A 21,980-nucleotide genomic window follows, 5' to 3' on the forward strand; every position below is an offset into this window, starting at 1 on the left:
CTACGGGTGTCTGGAGTGATCGAGAAGTGGCCACTTTTCTGTACCGGATCGGGCGGTGGGCCTTCCGGCGGCGCCGGCTCGTCGGCGGCACCTGGCTGGTCGCCCTGGTGCTGGCCGGGGTCGCCGCGGCCGCGGCGCCGGCCGGGGAGGAAGAGGACCTCTCCATGCCCGGCACCGAGTCGCAGAAAGCCTTCGACCTGCTCGACGAGCGCTTCCCCGAGAGCAACGCGCAGGGCGCCGAGGCCCGCCTGGTCTTCCGGGCGCCCGACGGGCAGCGGGTGACGGCGCAGGAGCACAAGGCGGCCGTCGCGGACGCGCTCGACTCGCTGGCGGGCGGCGGTCAGGTCGCGTCGGCCACCGACCCGTACGAGGCCGGTGACATCAGCGAGGACGGCACCATCGCCTACTCCACGATCACCTACACCGCGGACGCCGTGGACCTGACCGGGCCGACGAAAAGCGCCCTGGAGGACGCCGCGGACCAGGCCGGGGACGCCGGGCTGACCGTGGAGATCGGCGGTTCCGCGCTGGACGCGGAGGAGGAGCCGGGCGGGACGACGGAGATCATCGGCGTGGCGGTGGCCGCGGTGGTGCTGGTCCTCGCCCTCGGCTCGCTGGTCGCCGCCGGGCTGTCCCTGCTGACCGCGTTCGCGGGGGTGGCCATCGCCTTCGGGCTGGTCTCCGCGCTGGCCGTGCCGCTGGGCCTGACGTCCACCGTCGCCATCCTGGCGCTGATGCTGGGGCTGGCGGTCGGCATCGACTACGCGCTCTTCATCACCTCCCGGTTCCGCGACGAACTCGCCCGCGGCAGCGAGCCGGAGGAGGCCGCCGGCCGGGCGGTGGGCACGGCCGGATCGGCCGTGGTCTTCGCCGGCGCGACGGTCTTCATCGCCCTGGTCGGCCTCGGCGTCGTCGGCATCCCCGAACTCACCAAGATGGGCATGGGCGGCGCGGGTGCCGTGGCGCTCGCCGTCCTCGTCGCGCTCACCCTGGTGCCCGCGATGCTCGGCTTCGCCGGCCGGCGGGTGCTGTCCCGGGCCGCCCGCAAGGCCGCCCGGCGGGCCGGCGAGCGCCCGCACGCCGTGCCCGCCACCGTCGGCCGGCCCGGTCTCGGCGTCCGCTGGGCGCGCTTCGTCCTGCGGCGGCCGGTGGCCGTGCTGCTGGTCGCGGGGCTCGGCCTCGGCGCCGTCGCCGTACCGGCGCTGGGCCTCGAACTCGGGCTGCCGGGAGACGAGTCGAAGTCCGTCGAGACCACCCAGCGGCGCGCCTACGACCTGCTGTCGGAGGGCTTCGGGCCCGGCTTCAACGGCCCGTTGACCGTGGTCGTCGACACCTCGGAGGCCGCGGACACCGAGGCCGCCACCGAGCGGGTCGCCGAGACCGTACGGGACCTCGACGGCGTCGCCTCGGTCGGCGACCCGGTGCTCGACAAGGCCGGGGAGACAGCCCTCTTCACCGCCGTCCCGGAGACCGCGCCGAACAGCGGCGAGACCAAGGACCTGGTGAACTCGATCAGGGACGAGGCCGCCGGTGTCGAAGCCGACACGGGCGCGGAGGTCCTGGTTACCGGCACCACCGCGATGAACATCGACATCTCGGCAGCCATGTCGGACGCGCTGCTGCCGTATCTGACCGTGGTCATCGGCCTGGCGGTGCTGCTGCTGACGGTGGTCTTCCGCTCGGTCCTGGTCCCGCTCAAGGCCGCCCTCGGCTTCCTGCTGTCGGTCGGCGCCGCCTTCGGCGTCCTCGTCGCCGTCTTCCAGTGGGGCTGGGGGGCGGACCTGCTCGGCATCGAGCAGACCGGGCCCGTCATGTCGCTGATGCCGATCCTCATCATCGGCATCGTCTTCGGGCTCGCCATGGACTACGAGGTCTTCCTCCTCACCCGGATGCGGGAGACCTACGTCCACGGCGCCTCGCCCGGCGAAGCGATCGTGCACGGGTTCCGGCACAGCGGCCGGGTGGTGGCCGCCGCGGCGATCATCATGATCAGCGTGTTCGCCGGATTCGTCGGGATGAGCAGCCCGACCATCCAGACGATGGGCGTGGGCCTGGCCGCCGCCGTCGCCTTCGACGCCTTCGTGGTCCGGATGGCGATCGTGCCGGCGGTCCTGGCGCTGCTCGGCCACCGGGCCTGGTGGCTGCCTCGTATCCTGAACCGCGTGCTGCCGAACGTGGACATCGAGGGCGAGGCGCTGAGCAGGCGGGCCCCCGCCCCCGCGAGCGGGTCGGTGCCGCGGCTGCCCGCCGGCCGGTACTGACCGGCATGACGGACCCGGGTGGCGGCGGCCGGCGACCGCGCCGTACGCGGTGGCGGGAGGCGGCGGTCACGGCGACTGCGTTCACGCTCTGCCTGCTCGGCGGCGTGGTCCAGGTCGACGACACGCTGACCGCGCCGCCCGCAGCCGCCTACGTCATCGCCGTGGCGTCCTGTGCCGTGCTGCCCGTACGGCACAGGGCGCCGCTGGCCGCCCTGGCGGCCACGACGGCGGCCGGGCTGCTGGTGCCGCCGCTGGGCCTCCTGCTGAGCCCGCCGATCATGGCCCCCGCCGTGATCGCCGCCTACGCGTACGCGCTCCACGCCCGTACCGAACGGCGCGCCGCGGTCGTGGTGTCGCTCGCGTCCGCGGCGCTGCTGCTCGCCGCCACCCCCTGGTTCGAGGACCTGTCCTGGCAGGACGCGAGCCGGATGGGCTCGGTGGCGGCGTTCCCGATGGTGGCCGGCGTGCTCGGGCACTCGGCGCACAACCGGCGGGCCTATCTGGCGGCCGTGGAGGAGCGGGCCCGGCGGGCGGAGAAGAGCCGGGAGAGCGAGGCGCGCCGCCGGGTGGCCGAGGAGCGGCTGCGGATCGCCCGCGAGCTGCACGACCTCGTGGCCCACCAGATCACCCTGGCCAACGCGCAGGCCACGGTCGCGGCCCACCTCTTCGACTCCCGCCCCGAGCAGACCCGCAAGAGCCTGACCGAACTCGTCAGGACCACCGGCGACGCGCTCGACGACCTGCGCGCGACGGTCGGGCTGCTGCGCCAGTCCGGGGACGCGGCCGAGCCCGCGGAACCGGCGCCCGGGCTGTCCCGGCTGCCCACGCTCCTCGACTCCTTCGGCCGCGCGGGTCTGGAGGTGTCGCTGGAGCAGGAGGGCACGGCCAGGCCGCTGCCGCCGGGGGTGGACCTCACCGCGTACCGCATCGTCCAGGAGGCCCTGACCAACGTGACCAAGCACGCCGGCACCGGCCGCGCGCGGGTGCGCCTCGTCTGGAACCGCGACATCGTGACCCTCACCGTCGCCGACGACGGCCGCGGCGCCCGTACGGCGCCGGACGCCGCCGCGCCCGAGCGCCGGCCCGGCTACGGTCTGATCGGGATGCGCGAACGCGCCACCGCGGTCGGCGGACGCCTCACCGCGGGCAGCCGCCCCGAGGGCGGCTACCTCGTCTCCACGGAACTGCCCCTCCCCGCGGCCAGGGACACGGCGCGCGGAACGGGCGGCGACAAGACGGACGACAAGACGGACGACAAGACGGACGACAAGACGGACGACAAGACGGACGACCCGACAGACGCCGCAGAAGAGACGGGAGAGGCGCAGTGACGCTACGGGTGCTGCTCGCCGACGACCAGGCACTGCTGCGCGGTGCGTTCCGGATGCTCCTCGACACCGCCGACGACATCACCGTGGTCGGCGAGGCCGCCGACGGCAGGGAGGCGGTGCACCTCACCCGCGAACTGCGCCCGGACGTCGTGGTGATGGATATCCGCATGCCCGACGTCGACGGCCTCACCGCCACGTCGGAGATCGCCGCGGAACCGGAGCTGCGCGGCAGCCGCATCCTGATCCTCACCACGTACGAGACGGACGAGTACGTCGCGCAGGCGCTGCGCGCGGGGGCCGGCGGCTTCATCGGCAAAGGCATCGGGGCCGAGGAACTGGTGGACGCCGTCCGTACGATCGCGGCGGGCGACACCCTGCTGTCGCCCGCCGCGACCCGCTCGCTGGTCGCCCGCTTCCTCGCCACCCCGGACGACGCCCCGCGGCACCACCCGAAACGGCTTGCCGTACTCACCCCGCGCGAGCGCGAGATGGTGGCGCTGGTCGCCACCGGCCTGTCCAACCAGGAGATCGCCGAGCGGATGTTCCTCAGCCCCTTCACCGTCCGCGCCCATGTGCAGCGCGCGATGACGAAGCTTGAGGCCCGCGACCGGGCCCAGCTCGTCGTCATCGCGTACCGCACGGGCCTGGTGCGGGCCACGCCCGAGGGCGACGGCGACCGCCAGGTGTGAGCGTCACGGCCGCACGGCGAACTCCGGCAGCGTCAGCGCCGAGTGGGCGGTGCGCGGGGGCGCGGCGGGCATCGTGCTGAGGCCGCGCAGCGCGGCGTTGCGCCGCTCCAGGGCCCGGGCCGTGGTGGGGAAGAGCGCGGCGCCGCCGACGTCGACCAGCGCCTGGTTCGCGGCGACGAAGCCGCGCACCCCGCGCTCGTACGAGGCGAACGCCGACGCGTGATCGGGGTGCGCGGCCAGCGCGTGGGCGAGCATGTACGCGCCGGCCAGCGCCAGGCTGGTGCCCTGGCCGGTCAGGAACGAGGGTGCGTACGCGGCGTCGCCGACGAGCGCGACCCGGCCGCGGGACCAGCGCGGCATGCGGATCTGCCCGGCGGTGTCGAAGAACGGGTCGTCCGCGGCGCGCAGGGCCCCGACGATCGCCGGGACCTCCCAGCCCGCGCCCGCGAAGGCTTCGGCGACCAGCTCCCGTTGGGCGTCAGGGTGCCGGAGGCCGTCGAGCGGCGGGTGCGGCCGGTGGAAGGTGAGGAAGGCGTGCAGTTCTTCGTGGGCGCCGACCGCGTAGAGGGCGGCAGCCTTCCCCGGGGCGTTCCACATCACCACCTCGCGGGCGAGCCCGAAGGTGTTCGGCATGGTGAAGAGGGCGAACCAGTAGCCGAGATAGCGGTGGAACCGCTTCTCGGGGCCGAACAGTGCCTCCCGGGTGCGCGAGTGCATGCCGTCCGCGCCGATCACCAGGTCGTACGTCCGCCGCAGCCCGCTGCGGAACGTCACGTCGGCCCCGCCGCCGGACTGCTCCAGGTGCTCGACGGAGTCGCCGAAGCGGAACTCCACGTCGTCCCGGACGAGCGCGTACAGGCTCACGGCCAGATCGCCGCGGCGTACCTCCAGGTCCCTGGCCGCCGTATCGCCGGAGACGGCCCGCGCGCTGACCGCGGCCACCTCCCCGCCGTCCGCGCCGAAGAAGGTGAAGCGGCGCGAGTCGATGTGCGCGTCCCGCAGGTGCGGCAGGATACCCATCCGCCGGACCACCTCGATCGCCGTGCCGCGGATGTCGATGGGGTAGCCGCCGTCCCGCAGCGCGGCGGCCTTCTCCACCACCGTGACGGCGAATCCGGCCCGGTGCAGCCAGTACGCCAGCGCGGGTCCCGACACACTCGCCCCGGAGATCAGCACCGTGCGCTTCCCGGTGGTGCTCATACGTGGACTCCCTTCTTCGTGATACGGACAGCGAGCAGCGACAGCGCGGCGGCGATCCCGGCGACGGCGAATCCCGTGGTGAACGCCGACTCGGCCGGCAGGCCCGCCGGTCCGGCTCCGGCGTCGAGGACCGCGCCGGCGATCTGGGCGCCCAGCGCGACGCCGATCACCCGGGTCACCACGAGCAGGCCGGTGGCGATGCCGGTGTCCCGGGGGTCGACGGCCGCCGCGGTGTGGGCGACCAGCGCCGTGGTGCCGACGCCCGCGGCGAAGGCGGTCAGGACCTTCGCGAGGACGAGGTGCCACGCCGACGAGTGCAGCGCGGCGAGGGCGGTCATCGTCACCGCGGTGACGACGGCGCCCGCGAGGACCACGGTGCGCGGCCCGAACCGCCGCGCCGCGAGCCCGCCGACCGAGTCGCTCAGCGCCCCGGCGACGGCGCCGGGCAGCAGGTACCAGCCGATCGCGGTGGTGTCGGCCCCGAAGCCGTACCCGACGGCCGGCAGCGCGAACAACTGCGGCAGCAGGAAGACCACCATCCCGAGGCTGGTGGTGATGACGAACGTGAGCAGGCACGCCTGCCACATGACGGGCCTCGCCAGCATGCGCAGGTCGACCATCGGCGAGGCCGCCCGGCGCTCCACGGCGACCCAGCCGGTGGCGAGGGCGAGCACGAGCAGGGCGAGGGCGCCGATCGCGTACGGCGGCAGGCTGTGCCGCGCCACCGACACGAGCCCGACCATGAACGCGAGCAACGTGCCGCTCAGCAGCGCGACTCCGGGCCAGTCGATCCGTTCGTCCGAGGCGGCCGGCGGATCGTGCGGCAGCAGCCGGGCCACGGCCGGCGTCGTCGCGATGACCGCGAGCGTCGGCAGCAGGAACATCCACTGCCACGACAGGGCGTCCGCGACCGGCCCGGCGAGCATCGTGCCCGCGATGCCGCCGCCGGTGAAGAGCGCGATGACGAAGCCGATGGCGGCCTGCGACCGCGCCGCCGGGAGGTGGGTGCGTACGAGGATGAACGAGAGCGGCAGCGCGCCGACCATCACGCCCTGGCACACCTGCCCCAGCAGCAGCACCGGCAGGTTCGGCGCCAGCCCGGCCAGCAGCCCGCCGGCCGACACCAGGGCCATCAGCCCGAGCAGCACCCGCTTCCCGCCGTAGCGGTCGCCGAGCTTGCCCGCGACGGGGGTGACGACCGCGCCGGTGACGAGCAACGTGTTGGCCACCAGCGCCCCTTCGGAGGGGCTGACCCCCCACTCGCGTTGCAGCAGCGGGAGCGCGGGTTCCACCACCGACTGCAGGGTGCCGAGGGCCAGGGCCAGTAAGCCGAGGGCGCCGATCGGCAGCCACCCGGTACGGGCGGGGGAATCCGCCACCTGTGGATCACTCCAGACACCGTGGGGAAGGGAAGAAGCGCGGTTCGGGCGCGCTTTCCACACTTCCTTCCGGCGCCTCGCGGGGCATCGTCCGGCGTCACCGGTTTCCCCTGGTGCCCCCGGACCAGCCCGCTACGCGTCCTGGTCCCCACGCACCACGGCCCGGGTGCTCAGCCGGCGAACGACGCCTCGAACGCGGCCCTGTTGGCCGACCGCGGCTGCCGGTCCCAGACGGCGAACACCAGCCGCGGGAACCGCCCCGCGAAGCGCCCGCCGGGCGCCAGGTGCGTACGGAACGCCACTGCCACCTGCGCCGGGTCGTTGCGGAACACCCCGCAGCCCCACGCGCCCAGCACCAGCGCCGTCACCCCCGCGACGGCCGCCACCTCCAGCACCCGCTCCGCGCGCCCGGCCAGCGCGGCGGGGATCCGGTCCGTCTCCTCCGGCGTGCGCTGGGCGATAACGCCCGCGTTGGGGGCGGAAGAGGTGAGGAAGTCCACGGCGTACGGCTCGGGGAGGAGGGCGCCCGCGTCGTCGCGGAAGACCGGGACGGCGGGGGAGTGGATGACGCGGTGGGTGTAGAAGGGGCTGCGGTCGGTGCGGTGGGCGGCGTAGAACTCCGGGGCCCGCAGCAGCGCCGGATAGAGCGCGGAGGCCCGGCACAACTCCTCCTCCTGCGCCCGGGCGCCGTTGACGTAGCCGCCGCCGGGGTTGCGGGCGGAGGAGAAGTTGAGCACGCCGACGCGGTCGGCCCCGTCCCCGGCCAGCCGCCGGGCGGCGGCCAGCGAGGTCTCGGCGGTCACCTCGGCCGGCGTGTCCTGCGGCCCGTCCGCGGGGGCTCCTCCGGCGCCCGCGACCGGTCCGGGACCGTACATCCGCGTGCCGTCCGCCGCCTGGGCGGCCGCCTCGCCCAGCGGCACCCACCGGCCCGCGGTCTCGTACCCGCCGGCGGCGAGGATCCGCTCGTTGTCGCGCGCCACTTCGCGCAGCCGCGCGCTCACCGGGCACCGCCGCGGCCGGTCCGTACCGTGCCGGGGGCCGCCGGGACGGCGCGGTCCGCTGTCCTCGTCATGCCAGGACCGTACGCACCGGGGCGGGCCGCGACCACCGGGTTTCCACGGGCGCTCCCTCAGGCCGCGGCCGGCGGCTTCTTCTTCGCGGCCTCCTGCTCGGCCTTGACCTCCTGGGCGTAGCGGTCGACGTACTCCTGGTCCGACATGCTGAGGATCGCGTACATGATCTCGTCGGTGACGGCCCGCAGCACGGCCTTGTGGTCCTCCAGCCCCTCGTACCGGGAGAACTCCAGCGGCTCGCCGAAGCGGATGGTGACCCGGCCGAGGCTGGGGATCTTCTGCCCGGGCGGCTGGACTTCGCGGGTACCGAGCATCGCGCACGGGATGACCGGCACGCCCGCCCGCAGCGCCATTGCCGCGACCCCGACCCGGCCCTTGTACAGGCGGCCGTCGTGCGAGCGCGTGCCCTCCGGGTAGATGCCCAGCAACTCGCCCTTGGCCAGGACGCCCAGGCCCTCTTCGATGGCGGCCTGCGCCGCCTTGCGGCCCCGGCGGTCGACCGGGATCTGGCCGATGCCGTGGAAGAAGCCGGCGGTCAGCCGCCCCTTGAGGCCGGGGCCGTTGAAGTACTCGGCCTTGGCGAGGAACGTGATGCGCCGCTTCAGCATGACCGGCATGAGGAAGTGGTCGGCGAAAGACAGGTGGTTGCCCGCGACGATCGCCGCCCCCTCCTCCGGAATGTGCTCCAGGCCCTCGATCCGCGGCCGGAACAGCGGCCGCAGCAGCGGCCCGAAGAACAGGTACTTCAGCAGGTGGTAGAACACCGCGGCCTCGCCTTTCCCCCGGTCGGTCCTCGTGCGCTCGCAGAGTAGCCGCGCGCCGCCCGCCGGGGGGAGAGGAGCGGCCGAAGTCAGCGGATCGGGACGCCGGCCAGGGTCCGGGCGATCACCAGCCGCTGGATCTCGCTCGTGCCCTCGAAGATGGTGTAGATGGCGGCGTCGCGGTGCATGCGCTCCACCGGGTACTCGCGGGTGAAGCCGTTGCCGCCGAGGATCTGCATCGCCCGCGCGGTGACGTCCTTGGCCACCTCGCCCGCGTACAGCTTCGACATCGAGCCCTCCGCCGAGGTGAACCCCTTGCCCGCGCTGGCCATCCAGGACGCCCGCCAGACCAGCAGCCGGGCCGCGTCGATCTGGGTGCGCATGTCGGCGAGCTGGAAGGCGACGCCCTGGTTGTCGATGATCGGGCGGCCGAACTGGACCCGCGTCTTGGCGTACTCCAGCGCCGTCTCGTACGCCGCGCGCGCGATGCCCACCGCCTGCGCGCCCACCGCGGGGCGGGACGCCTCGAAGGTGGCCATCGCCGCGTTCTTGACCCGCTCGCCGCCGGACTTCGCCCGCTCGCGCGCCCTGGCCAGCCGCTCCTGGAGCTTCTCCCGGCCGCCGAGCAGGCAGGAGCCCGGCACGCGCACGTCTTCCAGCACCACCTCGGCGGTGTGCGAGGCGCGGATGCCGTGCTTCTTGAACTTCTGGCCCTGCGAAAGACCCGGGGTGCCCGGCGGGACGATGAACGAGGCGTGCCCCTTGGTGCCCAGCTCCGGGTCGACGACGGCGACGACGACGTGCACGGCGGCGATGCCGCCGTTGGTCGCCCAGGTCTTGGTGCCGTTGAGCACCCATTCGTCCTTGGCCTCGTCGTAGACGGCGCGGGTGCGCATCGCGGAGACGTCGGAGCCCGCGTCCGGCTCGGAGGAGCAGAAGGCGGCCAGCCGGACGTTGTCGACGTCGCCGTACATCTGCGGGATCCAGGTGCCGATCTGCTCCTCGGTGCCGTTGGCCAGCACGCCGACGGCGGCGAGGCCCGTACCGACGATCGACAGGGCGATGCCCGCGTCGCCCCAGAACAGCTCCTCCATGACCATCGGGATGCTCAGCCCGGTGGGGTCGAAGTACTGCTGGGCGTAGAAGTCCAGGGAGTACAGGCCGATCTTGGCCGCCTCCTGGATCACCGGCCAGGGGGTCTCCTCGCGCTCGTCCCACTCGGCGGCGGCGGGGCGGATGACGTCGGCGGCGAAGCCGTGCACCCACTCCTGGACGGACCTCTGGTCCTCGTTGAGCTCGAACGTGAACTCAGACATGGCGCCTCCGCAGCCTTCGCAATTCGTTACCGTCGGTAACGTAAGTCTGTTACCCGCGAGTAGACGATGTCAACTCCCGTACGCCCGCGGGGGCCATGCCGCGGGGGTGCTAGGTTGCGCAGGCATTCGGGCATCGACCAGCAGGGGAGCGGTCTCCATGGACAACCGGCGCGGCGAGAGGGAGCAGGCGACCGAGGACCGGCGCCGCGAACTGCTCGAAGCCGCGGACCGGGTGGTCCTGCGCGACGGCCCCGGCGCGTCGATGAACGCGATCGCCGCCGAGGCCGGCATCACCAAGCCCATCCTCTACCGCCACTTCGGCGACAAGGGCGGCCTCTACCGCGCGCTCGCAGTACGCCACACCGACGCCCTCCTCGCCGCCCTGCGCGCCGCGCTCGACGCCCCCACCGGCCGCCGCGAGCGGGTCGAGGCCACCCTGGACACGTACCTCTCGGCCATCGAGGCGCGCCCGCAGGTCTACCGGTTCCTCATGCACCCCGCCGACGGCGGCGTCGCGGAGATCCCGGAGCCGGCCGCGTCCCCCGAGTCAGGCGAGCGCGGCTTCGAGGTCGGCCGCCACTCCGCGCCGCTGCTCCGCCGGCTGGGCGAGGAGCTGGCCCAGGTCATAGCCGACCGCATCGACTTCGGCCCCGGCGGCGCGGTGATCGCCCGCGCCTGGGGCCACGGCATCGTCGGCATGATGCACGCCGCGGGCGACTGGTGGCTGCACGAACGGCCCTGCACCCGCGCGGAATTGGTGCAGAGCCTCGCCGATCTGCTCTGGGGCCGGCTCGCCGCCGCCGCGGACAAGGCCGGCGGACCCGGCCTCTAGGGGCCTCCGGGGCCGCTACGGGACCCGCCCGCGAGCGCCGCGACGTGCCGCGATTCGGGGCCGGGCGCGGATCTCGGTAGGCTGGCCGCTACCGCGCCGCGCCGCAGGCCGGGCAGCGGACGAAGGACACCGGAGCACCGCGGCGTACCACGCACGGGCACGCGAGGAGGAGCTACGACGATGGCAGGCAACACGGAACCGCTGTCGCCACGGTCCAAGCTGGCCGTCACGGCGGGCAAAGCGGCAGCAGCGGTGTCCCGCGCCGCGGGCAAGGGCAGTGGCTCCGTGATCGGCGGCAAGGTCGCGCTCAGGCTGGACCCCGACCTGCTCGGCCGGCTCGCCGGCCACCTCGACGTCGTCCTCGTCTCCGCCACCAACGGCAAGACGACCACCACCCGGCTGATCGCCGAGGCCCTGCGCGCCTCCGGTCCCGTCGTCTCCAACGCCCTCGGCGCCAACATGCCCGCCGGCATCACCTCGGCGCTCGCCGGCGGCTCCGACGCGCGCTACGGCGTCATCGAGGTCGACGAGAAGTACCTTTCCGGCGTCGCCCGCGACGTCACCCCCAAGGCCATCGCCCTGCTCAACCTCTCCCGCGACCAGCTCGACCGCGCCGCCGAGACCCGCATGCTCGCCGAGCGCTGGCGCGAGGGCCTCGCCGGCAACAAGGCCCTCGTCGTCGCCAACGCCGACGACCCGCTCGTGGTCTGGGCCGCCTCCTCCAGCCCGAACGTCGTCTGGGTCGCCGTCGGCCAGGAGTGGAAGGACGACGCCTGGTCCTGCCCCTCCTGCGGCGGCGTGCTCCAGCGCCCCGGCGAGGACTGGCTGTGCGCCGAGTGCGGCTTCCGCCGCCCCGTACCCAGTTGGGCGCTCTCCGGCGAGCACGTGCTGGACCCGCACGGCGCCGCCTGGCCGATCCGCCTCCAGCTCCCCGGCCGGGCCAACCGGGCCAACGCCACCACCGCCGCCGCCGTGGCCGCCGCCTTCGGCGTGCACCCGCAGACGGCGCTGGAGCGGATGTGGGAGGTCACCGCCGTCGCCGGGCGCTACGACACGGTGCAGTTCGGCGGCCGTGACCTGCGGCTGCTGCTGGCGAAGAACCCGGCCGGCTGGCTGGAGACCTTCTCCCTCATCGACCCCCCGCCCACCCCCGTGGTGCTCTCCGTCAACGCCCGCGGCGCCGACGGCACCGACACCTCCTGGCTGTGGGACGTCGACTACACCCGGCTCACCGGCCACCCGCTGTACGTCATCGGCGACCGCAAGCTCGACCTCGCCGTCCGGCTTGAGGTGGCGAACCAGAGCTTCCGCGTCTGCGAGCACGTCGACGAGGCCGTCGCCGCCGCGCCGCCCGGCCGGATCGAGGTCATCGCCAACTACACCGCGTTCCAGGACCTGCGCCGCCGTGTCGGCAACTGACCCGTACGAGACGCCAAGGAGCCACCGCATGAACGACACCAGCCTGCGCCTCGTCTGGGTCTACCCCGACCTGCTGTCCACCTACGGCGACCAGGGCAACGCCCTCGTCGTCGAGCGCCGCGCGCGGCAGCGCGGCTACGACGTCACGCGCGTCGACGTCCGCTCCGACCAGCCCGTGCCCGCCTCCGCCGACATCTACCTCATCGGCGGTGGCGAGGACCGCCCGCAGCGGCTCGCCGCCGAGCGGCTGCGCCGCGACGGCGGCCTCAACCGGGCCGCGGGCAACGGCGCGATCATCTTCTCCGTCTGCGCCGGCTACCAGATCCTCGGCCACGAGTTCATCAACGACCTCGACCGGCAGGAGCCGGGCCTCGGTCTGCTCGATGTCACCAGCGGCCGCGGCCAGGCCGGCCGCTGCGTCGGCGACGTGCTCGGCGACATCGACCCGCAGCTCGGCCTCCCCCAGCTCACCGGCTTCGAGAACCACCAGGGCGTCACCCACCTCGGCCCGACCGCCAAGCCGCTCGCCCGGGTCCGCTTCGGCCACGGCAACGGCACCGGCGACGGCACCGAGGGCGCGTGGAGCGGCAACGTCTTCGGCACGTACATGCACGGCCCCGTGCTCGCCCGCAACCCGCAGATCGCCGACCTGCTGATCCGGCTGGCGCTGGAGTCCCAGGGACTGCCGCCGGTCGACGACCGCTGGTACGAGGCCCTGCGCAACGAGCGCATCGCCGCCGCCAGCGCCTCCCGCTGACGCCGCCGCGGACCCAGGCCCACCCCGCCGGGGTACCCCGGCGAAGCGGCGGAACGGGCCGGGTCTAGCCTGAGTCAGGGCATCACCGGCACAAGGAGCAACACCGACATGGACCACGGCGGGCACGGCGGCCACCTGGACCTTCCGCCGTTCACCCTGGGGCGCGGGCTGGAGTGGACCGGCGAGCCGGTCTTCCTCATCGGCTCCCTCGTGGCCCTCGCCCTCTACGGGTACGGGGTCCTCCGGCTGCGCCGCCGCGGGGACGACTGGCCGATCGGGCGGACCGTGGCGTTCACCATCGGCGTGCTGACCATCGTTCTCGTCATGTGCACGGGCCTGAACGACTACGGCATGGCCATGTTCAGCGTGCACATGGTGCAGCACATGGTGATCAGCATGCTCTCGCCGATCCTGCTGCTCCTGGGCGCCCCCGTGACGCTGCTGCTGCGCGCGCTGCCGACCGGCCGAGCGCGCTCCGCGGTGGTCTCGGTGCTGCACAGCCGCTATCTGATGGTGATCACGCACCCCGTGTTCACGATCCCGCTGTTCATCGCGAGCCTGTACGCGCTGTACTTCACCCCGCTCTTCGACACGCTGATGGGGAGCAGAGCCGGGCACGTCGGGATGATGATCCACTTCCTGGCCGTGGGCCTGGTCTTCTTCTGGCCGATCATGGGCGTCGACCCCGGCCCGAACCGGCCCACGCACGTGATGCGGATGCTGACGCTGTTCGCGGGCATGCCGTTCCACGCCTTCTTCGGCATCGCGCTGATGATGGGCAGCGAGCCCATGGTGGACGTCTACAGCAACCCGCCCGCGTCCCTCGGCATCGACGCCCTCGACGACCAGCAGGCCGCCGGCGGCATCGCCTGGGCGTTCAGCGAGATCCCCTCGGTGCTCGTCCTCATCGCGCTGGTCTACCAGTGGTACAACTCCGAGCAGCGCCACGCCAAGCGCAGCGACCGCACCGCGGACCGCGACGGGGACCAGGAGCTGGCGGCGTACAACGCCTATCTGGCCTCGCTCCAGGCTCGCGAACAGTAGCCGCGCGGACACCCGCCGCTCTTCCGACTACCGCACCGGTGCCCGGCGAGGGACCATGGGGGCAAGGTTGCGTGCGGTCGCGCGGGGACGGCCGTCGGCTGACGGCTGGTGGAGGCGGCATGGACAAGCCCGGTTCTGCGAAGGCCATGGTCGTGAGTACCGTGGCCGGTCTCGTGGTCATCACGGCGTACACGGTGTCGGTGGGCAGCAGCGGATGGCTCTGGTTCGGCTGGGTCATCCTGGGGCTGGCCGCGCTCGGTGTGGTGCTGACCGGCGGCTCCTGGAGGTAGGCGGGTAGTCCCGCGGCCCGCGGTCAGCCGGTGAGCAGGGTGCCGCAGCGGGTGCAGCGGACCGGGGGTGCGGAGTCGGCGAGCCGCCCGCACTCGGGGCAGACGCGTTCCAGCCAGCACACCGACTCACCGCCCTCGGGTTCGGCCGCGCCGGTGGCGGCGGGACCGGCCTTCGTCGCGGGCTCCTGCTCGTCCTCGTCGCCCATCAGCGCCCTTCCGTTCGGTACGGGATCACCTGGCGGATCCCGCCTGCAGCCATTCACACCCTTCCCGTCGTAAGCGGCCGGAATTCGAGGCCAGTTCGACGTCAATTCGTTACGGTACCGTAATCTGAGAACTTGTCTGCGACTGCATGCAACGACTCAGGTTGCCGAACCCCGCCGCGCGACGGCGGGGTTCGGCTGTGGCCGGGTCCGCGGCGGCACGCAGAGCCCAGTGCGTCGGCGTGAGACAGGGGTGACGGATGGCGGCCGGCACAGCGACTCTGGAGCGACCCACCTCCCTGACGGTCCCGGCCGAGCGGCGGGCCCCGGCGAGACCGGTCGAGCGCAGAGTGGTGTGGTGGGCGGCCTGCCTGATCTGCGGCGGGCTGACGGGGCTGCTCCTCGCGGTCGTCGGCACGCTGCGCGGCGCCCGGCCGTCGCGGCGGCGGGTGCTGATCGTCGTGTGGGGCACGGTGGTGCAGGCAGTGCTCGCGTGCGCCTTCGCGGTGCTCGGGCTTGGCGGCCAGATGCGGCCGTGCGCGGCGGACGGGGAGGGCGGCGGGGTGTGGCAGACGGCACGTACGGTCCTCAACGCCCCCGTCTCCGGCGCGGCGTTGCTGTACGCGGCGGGGGAGGGCGGCGAGATGTACCACTGCGCGGCGAACGGCACCACCGCGGTCGTCCTCGACGACGGGTTCGCCCGCGCGGGCACGATGTACGGGACCGTCTTCCTCACCGACCAGCGGGCCGAGACGCAGTCGCCGCGGATGCGGAAGCTGTCGGAGCACGAGGCGCGCCACTCCGACCAGTGGGCGCTGGGGTCGCTGCTCGCGGGGCCGGCCGCGTTTCCCGCGCTGTACGCGGCGGACGAGGTGTTCTTCCCCGGCGCGTACAACCACTTCGAGCAGGCGGCGGGGCTGGAGGACGGGGGCTACGACCCGCCGCCGGACAGCCCGCCGGCCGCGGGGCGGCTCGCGGTCCTGTCGGTCGGGCTGCTCGTCGGCTACACGCTCGCGGTGAGCCCGGGCCGCCGCAGGCCGGCGCCCGTCATACGCCCCGGGCCGGTGCCGGCCGCCCTGCACGACCCCGGTGCAGCCCGCGGTCCCAAGGCCGCGAAGCCCGCCGCGCGGCGATGAGTGCCGGGAGCGTCTGCCGTTCGAAAGTTTCGGTTCCTGCGGGGCGCCGTCAGCGCTCGGGCGGCGGGGCCGTGCTGTTGCGGGTGACGAGGCTCGTCGCCAGCTCGACGCGGCGCGTCACCGGCTCGTGGCCGCGGCCGATGTCGAGCACCAGCCGGGCCGCCGCCTCGGCCATCTCCATCAGCGGCTGCCGCACGGTCGTCAGCGGCGGGCCGATCCAGCGGGCCACCGGCAGGTCGTCGAAGCCGACGACGCTGAGGTCGTCGGGGATGCGCAGGCCCAGCTCGCGGGCGGCCTCGTACAGGCCGAGGGCCTGGAGGTCGTTGCCGGTGAAGACCGCGGTGGGGCGGTCGCGCAGGGTGAGCAGTTCCCGCCCGGCGGCGTAGCCCGCCTCGTGGTGGAAGTCGCCCTCCCGGATCAGCTCGGGGTCCACCGGCAGCCCGGCGACGCCCAGCGCCGCGCGGTAGCCGTCGATACGGGCCCGGCTGCACATCATCGTCGGCGGCCCGCCGACGACGCCGATCCTGCGGTGGCCCAGGCCCACCAGGTGGCGGGTGGCGGCCAGCCCGCCCTGCCAGTTGGTGGCCCCGATGGAGGGCACGTCCTCGGCGAGGTCGCCGGCCGGGTCCAGCACCGCGAACGGGATGCCGCGGCCGGTGAACTGCGCGCGCTGGTCGGCGGAGAGGTCCGACAGCACCAGGATGACGCCCGCGGGCCGGCGCGCGAGCACGTCCTCCACCCACGTCTGCCCCGGCGTCAGCCGCCCGGCGCTCTCCGAGAGCACCACGCCGAGCCGCTCCGCCCTGGCCACGTTCTCCACGCCCCTGATGACCTCCATCGCCCACGCGCTCTCCAGCTCGTGGAAGACCAGGTCGAGCAGCGGGGCCTGGCGGGCGCCGCCGCCCCGGCGCCGGTAGCCGTGCTCGCGCAGCAGGTCCTGGACCCGGGCGCGGGTGCCGGGGGAGACGTCGGAGCGGCCGTTGAGGACCTTCGAAACTGTCGACGCCGACACGCCGGCGGCCTCCGCGATCGCCGCCAGCGTGGCGGTGGCCTGCGGCTCCTCGCCGGCCGCGGCGGCCTCTCCGTCGAACTGCACTCCAGCACCACTCATGGCGGGATGGTAGCCCCGCCGCCCGCCGCTGCGCGATGTCTTGACCTTCCCATGGCCTCACCCTAGGTTTCCCAGAAATATTCGCGATGATTTACGAAACATTGCCGCCTGCTCCTGAAGGCTCGGCGAAGGAAGGCCCGGCATGGACAGCAGCGACTCCCGGCACGACCCGTCTCCCGCGTCCGACTTCCCGCCCGGCGACGGCGTCAGCAGGCGCCGCGTCCTCGGCGCCGGCCTCGGCGCGCTCTCCGCGACCGCCGGCGGGGTCCTCGCGCTGCCGGGCCCGGCCGCCGCGGCGCCGCAGGACCCGCCGCGGCCGACCGACCCCGGCGCGTACATCGCCCACGGCCCCGGCGCCGGCCGGTTCCCGCTCGTCGCCGGCGGCCGGGCCGCGCCGCTGGTGGCCGACGGCGGCGACTTCCCGGGCGTGCTGCGCGCGCTGGGCGACCTGCGGACGGACCTGGAGCGGGTCACGGGCATACGCCCCGCGCTCACCCGCGGCCGGGCGCCTTCCGGGCGTACCGCGGTGCTCGTCGGTACCATCGGCCGCAGCCCGCTCATCGACGGCCTGATCGCCGCGGGCAAGCTCGACGTGACCGGTGTCGAGGGCCGGTGGGAGACCTCGCTGCACCAGGTCGTCGCCGACCCGCTGCCCGGCCTGGACAGCGCCTTCGTCATCGCAGGCAGCGACCAGCGCGGGACCATCTTCGGCATCTACGACGTCTCCCGCGGCATCGGCGTCTCCCCCTGGCACTTCTGGGCCGACGTCCCGCCCCGCCGCCACGACGCGCTCTACGTGCTGCCCGGCCGGTTCTCGCAGGGCACGCCCGCGGTCAAGTACCGCGGCATCTTCATCAACGACGAGAACCCCGCCCTCGGCCGCTGGGCGCCCGGCTTCTTCGGCCCCGGCCACGCCGAGGGCCACCCCGGCGGCTTCAACAGCGCCTTCTTCGCCAAGGTCTTCGAAGCCATGCTGCGGCTCAAGGCCAACTACCTCTGGCCGGCCGTCTGGGGCCGCGCCTTCGCCGAGGACGACCCCGCCAACCACGCCACCGCCACCGAGTACGGCATCGTCATGGGCACCTCGCACGAAGCCCCCATGATGCGGGGCATCGAGGAGTGGAACCGGCACGCCGTCCCCGCCGTGCGCGACGCGGACGGGAACATCGTCACCGAGGGCCACGACCCGTACGGCGGCACGGGGGAGTGGAGCTTCGTACGCAACGAGGCCGCCATCCGGGCGTACTGGCGCGACGGCATCCGCCGGATGGCCGCCGAGGGCTTCGAGGGCGTGGTGACCCTCGGGATGCGCGGCAACGGCGACACCTCGCTGCCCGACGGCGACGGCATCGAGCTGATGCAGCGCATCATCGCCACCGAGCGCGGCATCCTCGCCGACGAACTGGGCGACGCGGCCGCGGTGCCGCAGGTGTGGACCATGTACAAGGAGGTCCAGCACTACTGGGACAGCGGCATGCAGGCGCCCGACGACGTCACCGTCGTCTTCACCGACGACAACTGGGGCAACCTGCGGCGCGTGCCGGACCCCTCGCTGCCGCCGCGGTCCGGCGGCTACGGGCTGTACTACCACTTCGACTACGTCGGCGGCGGCCGCAACTACAAGTGGGTCGACACCGCCAACCTCGCCAGTACCTGGGAGCAGTTGCAGCAGACGTACGCGTACGGCATCCGCAACCTGTGGGTCGCCAACGTCGGCGACCTGAAGTCCAACGAGCTGCCCACCCAGTTCTTCCTGGACTACGCCTGGAACCCCGACCGCTGGCCGGCCGGCGCCCTGCCCGAGTGGGAACGCCGCTACGCCGCCGGGAACTTCGGCCCCCGGCACGCCGCCGAGATCGCCGAGGTCCTGCACGAGTACGGCCGCCTCCAGGCCCGGCGCAAGCCCGAGCTGCTCAACCGCCGCATCACCCTCGACCCGGCCAGGGACCCGGCCACCGACGCCGCCGCCGTCGTCTACGACGACCGGGCCACCCCCTTCAGCCGCGTCAACTACGGCGAGCTGGACCTGGTCACCGACGAATGGCAGGAGCTGGCCCGCAGGGCGGACCGCGTCGAGGCGCGCCTCGACCGCGCCGACCGGGCGGCCTACTTCCAGCTCGTCCGCTACGCCGTGCGCGGCACCGCCGTCGTCTACGCGCTGCGCCGCGCCGAGTTCACCAACCTCCTCTACGCCGAGCAGGGCCGTGCCGCCGCCAACCAGCTTGCCGCCGAGACCGACGCCCTGTTCGCCGAGGACCAGGCGCTCGCCGACTACTACAACCACACGCTCTCCGGCGGGAAGTGGCAGGGCTTCCAGACCCAGCCGAAGATTGGCTACGGCGACGTCGAGCGCTACGGCCCCAACGCCCCCTGGCAGCAGCCGGAGAAGGACAACGAGGCGCTGCCCGACGAGGTCTTCCCCGCGGTCCGGCGCATCGACCCCGCCGCAGGCGCGGTGCTCGGCGTGGCGGTGGAGGGCTCCGAGCAGTGGTGGCCGGACGCCGCCGGGCCCGCGGTGCTGCCCGTGGTCAGCCCGTACGACAGCGGCCCCGCCCCGTACATCGAGGTCTTCAACCGGGGCCGCAGCCCGTTCGGTTACGAGATCGAGCCCGCGGTGCCGTGGCTGCGCGTCGACCGCCCGCGCGGGCGCGTCACCACCCAGATCCGCGCCCGGCTGCGGGTCGACTTCGCCCGCGCCCCCCGGGGCACCACCACCGTGCCCCTCGTCGTCAGCGGCGCGGGCCGCACCGTGGAGGTACACGCCCGGGTGCACCGCCCGTCCGTGCGCCACTCCGCGCTCGCCGGCTCCGTCGAGGCGGGCGGCTGCGTCTCGGTGGAGGCCGACCGCCACACCCGCGCCGTCCCCGCCGCCGGGGTCGCCTGGCGCCGCATCCCCGACATCGGGCGCACGGGGAGCGGCATGGCGCCGTTCCCGGTGACGGCCGCCCCGCGGCCGGCCGGCCAGGGGCCGCGGCTGGAGTACACGATGACGCTGTTCACCACCGGCACCCTGCGCGTGGCCGCGTACCTCTCGCCGCGCAACAGCGTCCTCACCCCGGACGGGCTGCGCTACGCCGTCGCCTTCGACGACGACGCCCCGCAGACGGTGAACGTCACCCGGGTCACGGGCGCCGACGACGGCCGGATGAACCGCCAGTGGGAGCGCAACACGTCGGACAACGCCACCGTCACGGTGACGGAGCACCGGGTGACCAGGCCGGGCGTGCACGTGCTGAAGCTGTGGATGGTGGACCCGACAGTGGTGGTGCAGAAGCTGGTGGTCGACACCGGCGGCGTACGCCACAGCTACCTCGGCCCGCCCCCGAGCAGGTTCGTACGGCGGTGAGTCACGGCGCGGGCGGGGGCTGTGGGGAGCCGGGGGTGATCAGGCCGGTTTCGTAGGCGGCGATGACCGCCTGGGCGCGGTCGCGGAGCTGGAGCTTGGCGAGGATGCGGGCCACGTGCGTCTTCACCGTCGCCTCGCTGAGCCGGAAGCGGGCGGCCAGCTCCGCGTTGCTGTGGCCGCGCGCCAGGGACTCCAGCACCTCCAGCTCCCGCCGGGTGAGCGCGGACAGGTCGCGGTGCAGCGCCACCGCGCGGTCGTCGCGGGTGGCGAAGCGCTCCACCAGGCGGCGGGTGATGGACGGCGCGAGGAGCGCGTCGCCGGAGCGGACGAGGCGGACGGCGGCGGCCAGATGCTCGGGGGTGACGTCCTTGAGCAGGAAGCCGCTGGCGCCGGCGGCCAGTGCCGCGTACACGTACTGATCGAGGTCGTACGTGGTGAGGATGATGACCCGCGGCCCGCCCGGCCCGGGCCCGGAACCAGGAGCCGGTGTCCGGCCGTCCGCGCCGAGGAGCCGGCGGGTGGCCTCCAGACCGTCCACGCCCGGCATGCGGATGTCCATCAGCACCACGTCCGGCAGGCTGCGCCGGACGGCGGCCACCGCCTCTTCGCCGTCGGTCGCCTCGCCGACGACGTCGATGCCGTCCGCGGCGAGGATCATCCGGAAGCCGGTGCGGACGAGCGCCTGGTCGTCGGCGATCACCACCCGCGGCGCCCGGTCCGCCCCGCCGGGCTCTGCCTGTGTGCCCACGTCCCCCCACCGCCGTCCTCGCGGGACCGCGGGCCCCCGCCCGCCCGCGGTCAGCGTACCGGTGCAGTCTGCCAAGACGTCCGGCGCGGCGGATCGGCCCTGAGGCGCAATCCGTCTCGACTTCCCGACTACTCCGGAAGAATGACCCGCGGCGCGCGACCGGATTCCGCCCGTACGAAATCGGCCGTGTGCGCCGCTCAGGGAATACCGGGGGCGGCGCCGAGATGGCGTAAGAAGGTGAAATCTGCTGCCATTGCCGCCTCTTGTGGGCCGCGGAGCGCCGCTCCTACACTCGGGCCGACCCTTATCGGGGTCGCGCAGTAGTGCTCGATTCTCACACCAAGAGGAGGGCTCCCCGCATGCTGCGAAAGTTGGGTATCGGCGTTATGGCCGCTGCCGCAATCGTCTCTCTGTCCTCGGCCCCCGGGGCCACCGCCGCCCCCGCTCCCGCACCGGAGCGTACGGCCGTCGCCACCACGCTGTACTACGACGACAGCCAGGCCGGTGAATTCAAGGGCGCCGTCACCGCGGGCGCAGAACAGTGGAATTCCACGGTGCAGAACGTCAAGCTGGCGAAGGCCCCGGCGGGCACCCGCGCCGAGATCACGGTCATCGCCGACGACGGCTGGCCGCGGGCCACCCTCGGCCCGGTCCGCCCCGGCGGGCGCGCCACGGTCTGGTTCGGCCGCCAGGCGGTCAACGAGGGGTACGACACGACCCGCATCGCCGCGCACGAACTGGGCCACAGCCTCGGGCTGCCCGACCGGAAGCCCGGCCCGTGCTCGTCGCTGATGTCCGGCTCCACCGCCGGCGTGAGCTGCACCAACCCGGTCCCGAACGCGACCGAGCGGGCGCAGGTCGAAGCCAACTACGGCGGCGGCTTCGCGAGCCTCGTGCCGATGGACGGACGCATCGTCGTCGACGCGCCCTGACCGTCGGACCGCACGTACGACACCCCCGTGGCCGGGGCGGAGACTCCCCGGCCACGGGCCACGGCCGGCCCGTACGCGCGCATTCCCGTCCGGAAAGCCGGGGGAATTCGCCCCGGGATACCACAGACCGCCCGCGCCCCGAATCACCCCCG

General features: G+C 73.8%; 19 protein-coding genes. 11 read left to right on the plus strand and 8 right to left on the minus strand.

Going from position 1 to position 21,980, the window contains the following annotated elements; all coding sequences use genetic code 11:
- The first annotated feature begins 26 nt into the window (after positions 1-26).
- Genes CXR04_RS33710 through CXR04_RS33720 form a run of 3 tightly spaced genes read left to right on the plus strand, consistent with a single transcriptional unit; the run spans position 27 to position 4,281 of the window.
- Positions 27-2,261 (plus strand): MMPL family transporter, encoded by a 2,235-nt coding sequence (locus tag CXR04_RS33710; protein WP_101425984.1) that lies wholly within the window; start codon positions 27-29, stop codon positions 2,259-2,261.
- Positions 2,262-2,266: 5 nt separating this feature from the next.
- Positions 2,267-3,592 (plus strand): sensor histidine kinase, encoded by a 1,326-nt coding sequence (locus tag CXR04_RS33715; RefSeq protein ID WP_234380625.1) that lies wholly within the window; start codon positions 2,267-2,269, stop codon positions 3,590-3,592.
- Complete coding sequence (locus CXR04_RS33720; protein WP_101425985.1) at positions 3,589-4,281, plus strand: response regulator transcription factor; 693 nt, start codon at positions 3,589-3,591, stop codon at positions 4,279-4,281. The genes CXR04_RS33715 and CXR04_RS33720 overlap by 4 nt, the downstream gene beginning before the upstream one ends.
- A gap of 3 nt (positions 4,282-4,284) precedes the next feature.
- Here CXR04_RS33720 and CXR04_RS33725 read toward each other — a convergent pair whose 3' ends face one another.
- The 5 genes from CXR04_RS33725 to CXR04_RS33745 all read right to left on the minus strand — a co-directional run bounded on the left by CXR04_RS33725 (position 4,285) and on the right by CXR04_RS33745 (position 10,010).
- Positions 4,285-5,481, minus strand: coding sequence for an FAD-dependent monooxygenase (locus CXR04_RS33725; protein ID WP_101425986.1), 1,197 nt, complete (start codon positions 5,479-5,481; stop codon positions 4,285-4,287).
- Positions 5,478-6,860 carry an MFS transporter gene (locus CXR04_RS33730; protein WP_234380626.1) on the minus strand — a complete coding sequence of 461 codons (1,383 nt, stop codon included), beginning with the start codon at positions 6,858-6,860 and terminating at the stop codon, positions 5,478-5,480. Before CXR04_RS33730 ends, CXR04_RS33725 begins: the two co-directional genes overlap by 4 nt.
- Before the next feature lie 170 nt (positions 6,861-7,030).
- Positions 7,031-7,861: a TIGR02452 family protein gene (locus CXR04_RS33735; RefSeq protein WP_234380627.1), complete on the minus strand. Its 831-nt coding sequence runs from the start codon at positions 7,859-7,861 to the stop codon at positions 7,031-7,033.
- Between the two features lie 128 nt (positions 7,862-7,989).
- Positions 7,990-8,697, minus strand: coding sequence for a lysophospholipid acyltransferase family protein (locus CXR04_RS33740; RefSeq protein WP_101425987.1), 708 nt, complete (start codon positions 8,695-8,697; stop codon positions 7,990-7,992).
- 86 nt (positions 8,698-8,783) lie between these two features.
- Positions 8,784-10,010, minus strand: a complete 1,227-nt coding sequence (locus CXR04_RS33745) for an acyl-CoA dehydrogenase family protein (RefSeq protein WP_101425988.1) — start codon at positions 10,008-10,010, stop codon at positions 8,784-8,786.
- A gap of 157 nt (positions 10,011-10,167) precedes the next feature.
- Here CXR04_RS33745 and CXR04_RS33750 point away from each other — a divergent pair, with 157 nt between their 5' ends.
- The 5 genes from CXR04_RS33750 to CXR04_RS35380 all read left to right on the plus strand — a co-directional run bounded on the left by CXR04_RS33750 (position 10,168) and on the right by CXR04_RS35380 (position 14,352).
- Complete coding sequence (locus tag CXR04_RS33750; RefSeq protein ID WP_101425989.1) at positions 10,168-10,842, plus strand: TetR family transcriptional regulator; 675 nt, start codon at positions 10,168-10,170, stop codon at positions 10,840-10,842.
- Between the two features lie 180 nt (positions 10,843-11,022).
- Entirely contained in the window at positions 11,023-12,261 is a 1,239-nt protein-coding gene (locus CXR04_RS33755; RefSeq protein ID WP_101425990.1) for a MurT ligase domain-containing protein, read from the plus strand.
- A gap of 28 nt (positions 12,262-12,289) precedes the next feature.
- On the plus strand, positions 12,290-13,018 hold the full coding sequence (locus tag CXR04_RS33760; RefSeq protein ID WP_101425991.1) for a type 1 glutamine amidotransferase: 729 nt from the start codon (positions 12,290-12,292) through the stop codon (positions 13,016-13,018).
- A 108-nt stretch (positions 13,019-13,126) separates the two neighbouring features.
- A complete protein-coding gene (locus CXR04_RS33765; protein ID WP_101425992.1) occupies positions 13,127-14,062 on the plus strand; it encodes a cytochrome c oxidase assembly protein in 936 nt (311 codons plus the stop codon).
- 119 nt (positions 14,063-14,181) lie between these two features.
- Positions 14,182-14,352, plus strand: coding sequence for a hypothetical protein (locus tag CXR04_RS35380; RefSeq protein WP_164715901.1), 171 nt, complete (start codon positions 14,182-14,184; stop codon positions 14,350-14,352).
- Between the two features lie 23 nt (positions 14,353-14,375).
- Here the strand turns inward: CXR04_RS35380 and CXR04_RS33770 are convergent, their stop codons facing one another.
- Entirely contained in the window at positions 14,376-14,558 is a 183-nt protein-coding gene (locus CXR04_RS33770; RefSeq protein WP_101425993.1) for a hypothetical protein, read from the minus strand.
- A 257-nt stretch (positions 14,559-14,815) separates the two neighbouring features.
- Here CXR04_RS33770 and CXR04_RS33775 point away from each other — a divergent pair, with 257 nt between their 5' ends.
- The gene (locus CXR04_RS33775; RefSeq protein ID WP_101425994.1) at positions 14,816-15,691 is read left to right on the plus strand and encodes a hypothetical protein; all 876 of its coding nucleotides are present in this window, start codon (positions 14,816-14,818) and stop codon (positions 15,689-15,691) included.
- Positions 15,692-15,740: 49 nt separating this feature from the next.
- Here CXR04_RS33775 and CXR04_RS33780 read toward each other — a convergent pair whose 3' ends face one another.
- The gene (locus CXR04_RS33780) at positions 15,741-16,802 is read right to left on the minus strand and encodes a LacI family DNA-binding transcriptional regulator (RefSeq protein WP_101425995.1); all 1,062 of its coding nucleotides are present in this window, start codon (positions 16,800-16,802) and stop codon (positions 15,741-15,743) included.
- A gap of 142 nt (positions 16,803-16,944) precedes the next feature.
- On the opposite strand from CXR04_RS33780, the gene CXR04_RS33785 reads away from it, so the two are divergent.
- Positions 16,945-20,148, plus strand: coding sequence for a glycosyl hydrolase 115 family protein (locus CXR04_RS33785; protein ID WP_101425996.1), 3,204 nt, complete (start codon positions 16,945-16,947; stop codon positions 20,146-20,148).
- 1 nt (position 20,149) lies between these two features.
- Here the strand turns inward: CXR04_RS33785 and CXR04_RS33790 are convergent, their stop codons facing one another.
- Positions 20,150-20,896 (minus strand): response regulator transcription factor, encoded by a 747-nt coding sequence (locus CXR04_RS33790; protein WP_101425997.1) that lies wholly within the window; start codon positions 20,894-20,896, stop codon positions 20,150-20,152.
- 359 nt (positions 20,897-21,255) lie between these two features.
- Between CXR04_RS33790 and CXR04_RS33795 the strand changes: the two genes are divergently transcribed.
- Positions 21,256-21,828 (plus strand): snapalysin family zinc-dependent metalloprotease, encoded by a 573-nt coding sequence (locus tag CXR04_RS33795; RefSeq protein ID WP_159072423.1) that lies wholly within the window; start codon positions 21,256-21,258, stop codon positions 21,826-21,828.
- Positions 21,829-21,980: the final 152 nt, after the last annotated feature.

Source organism: Streptomyces sp. CMB-StM0423 (assembly GCF_002847285.1).
Lineage (GTDB): Bacteria > Actinomycetota > Actinomycetes > Streptomycetales > Streptomycetaceae > Streptomyces.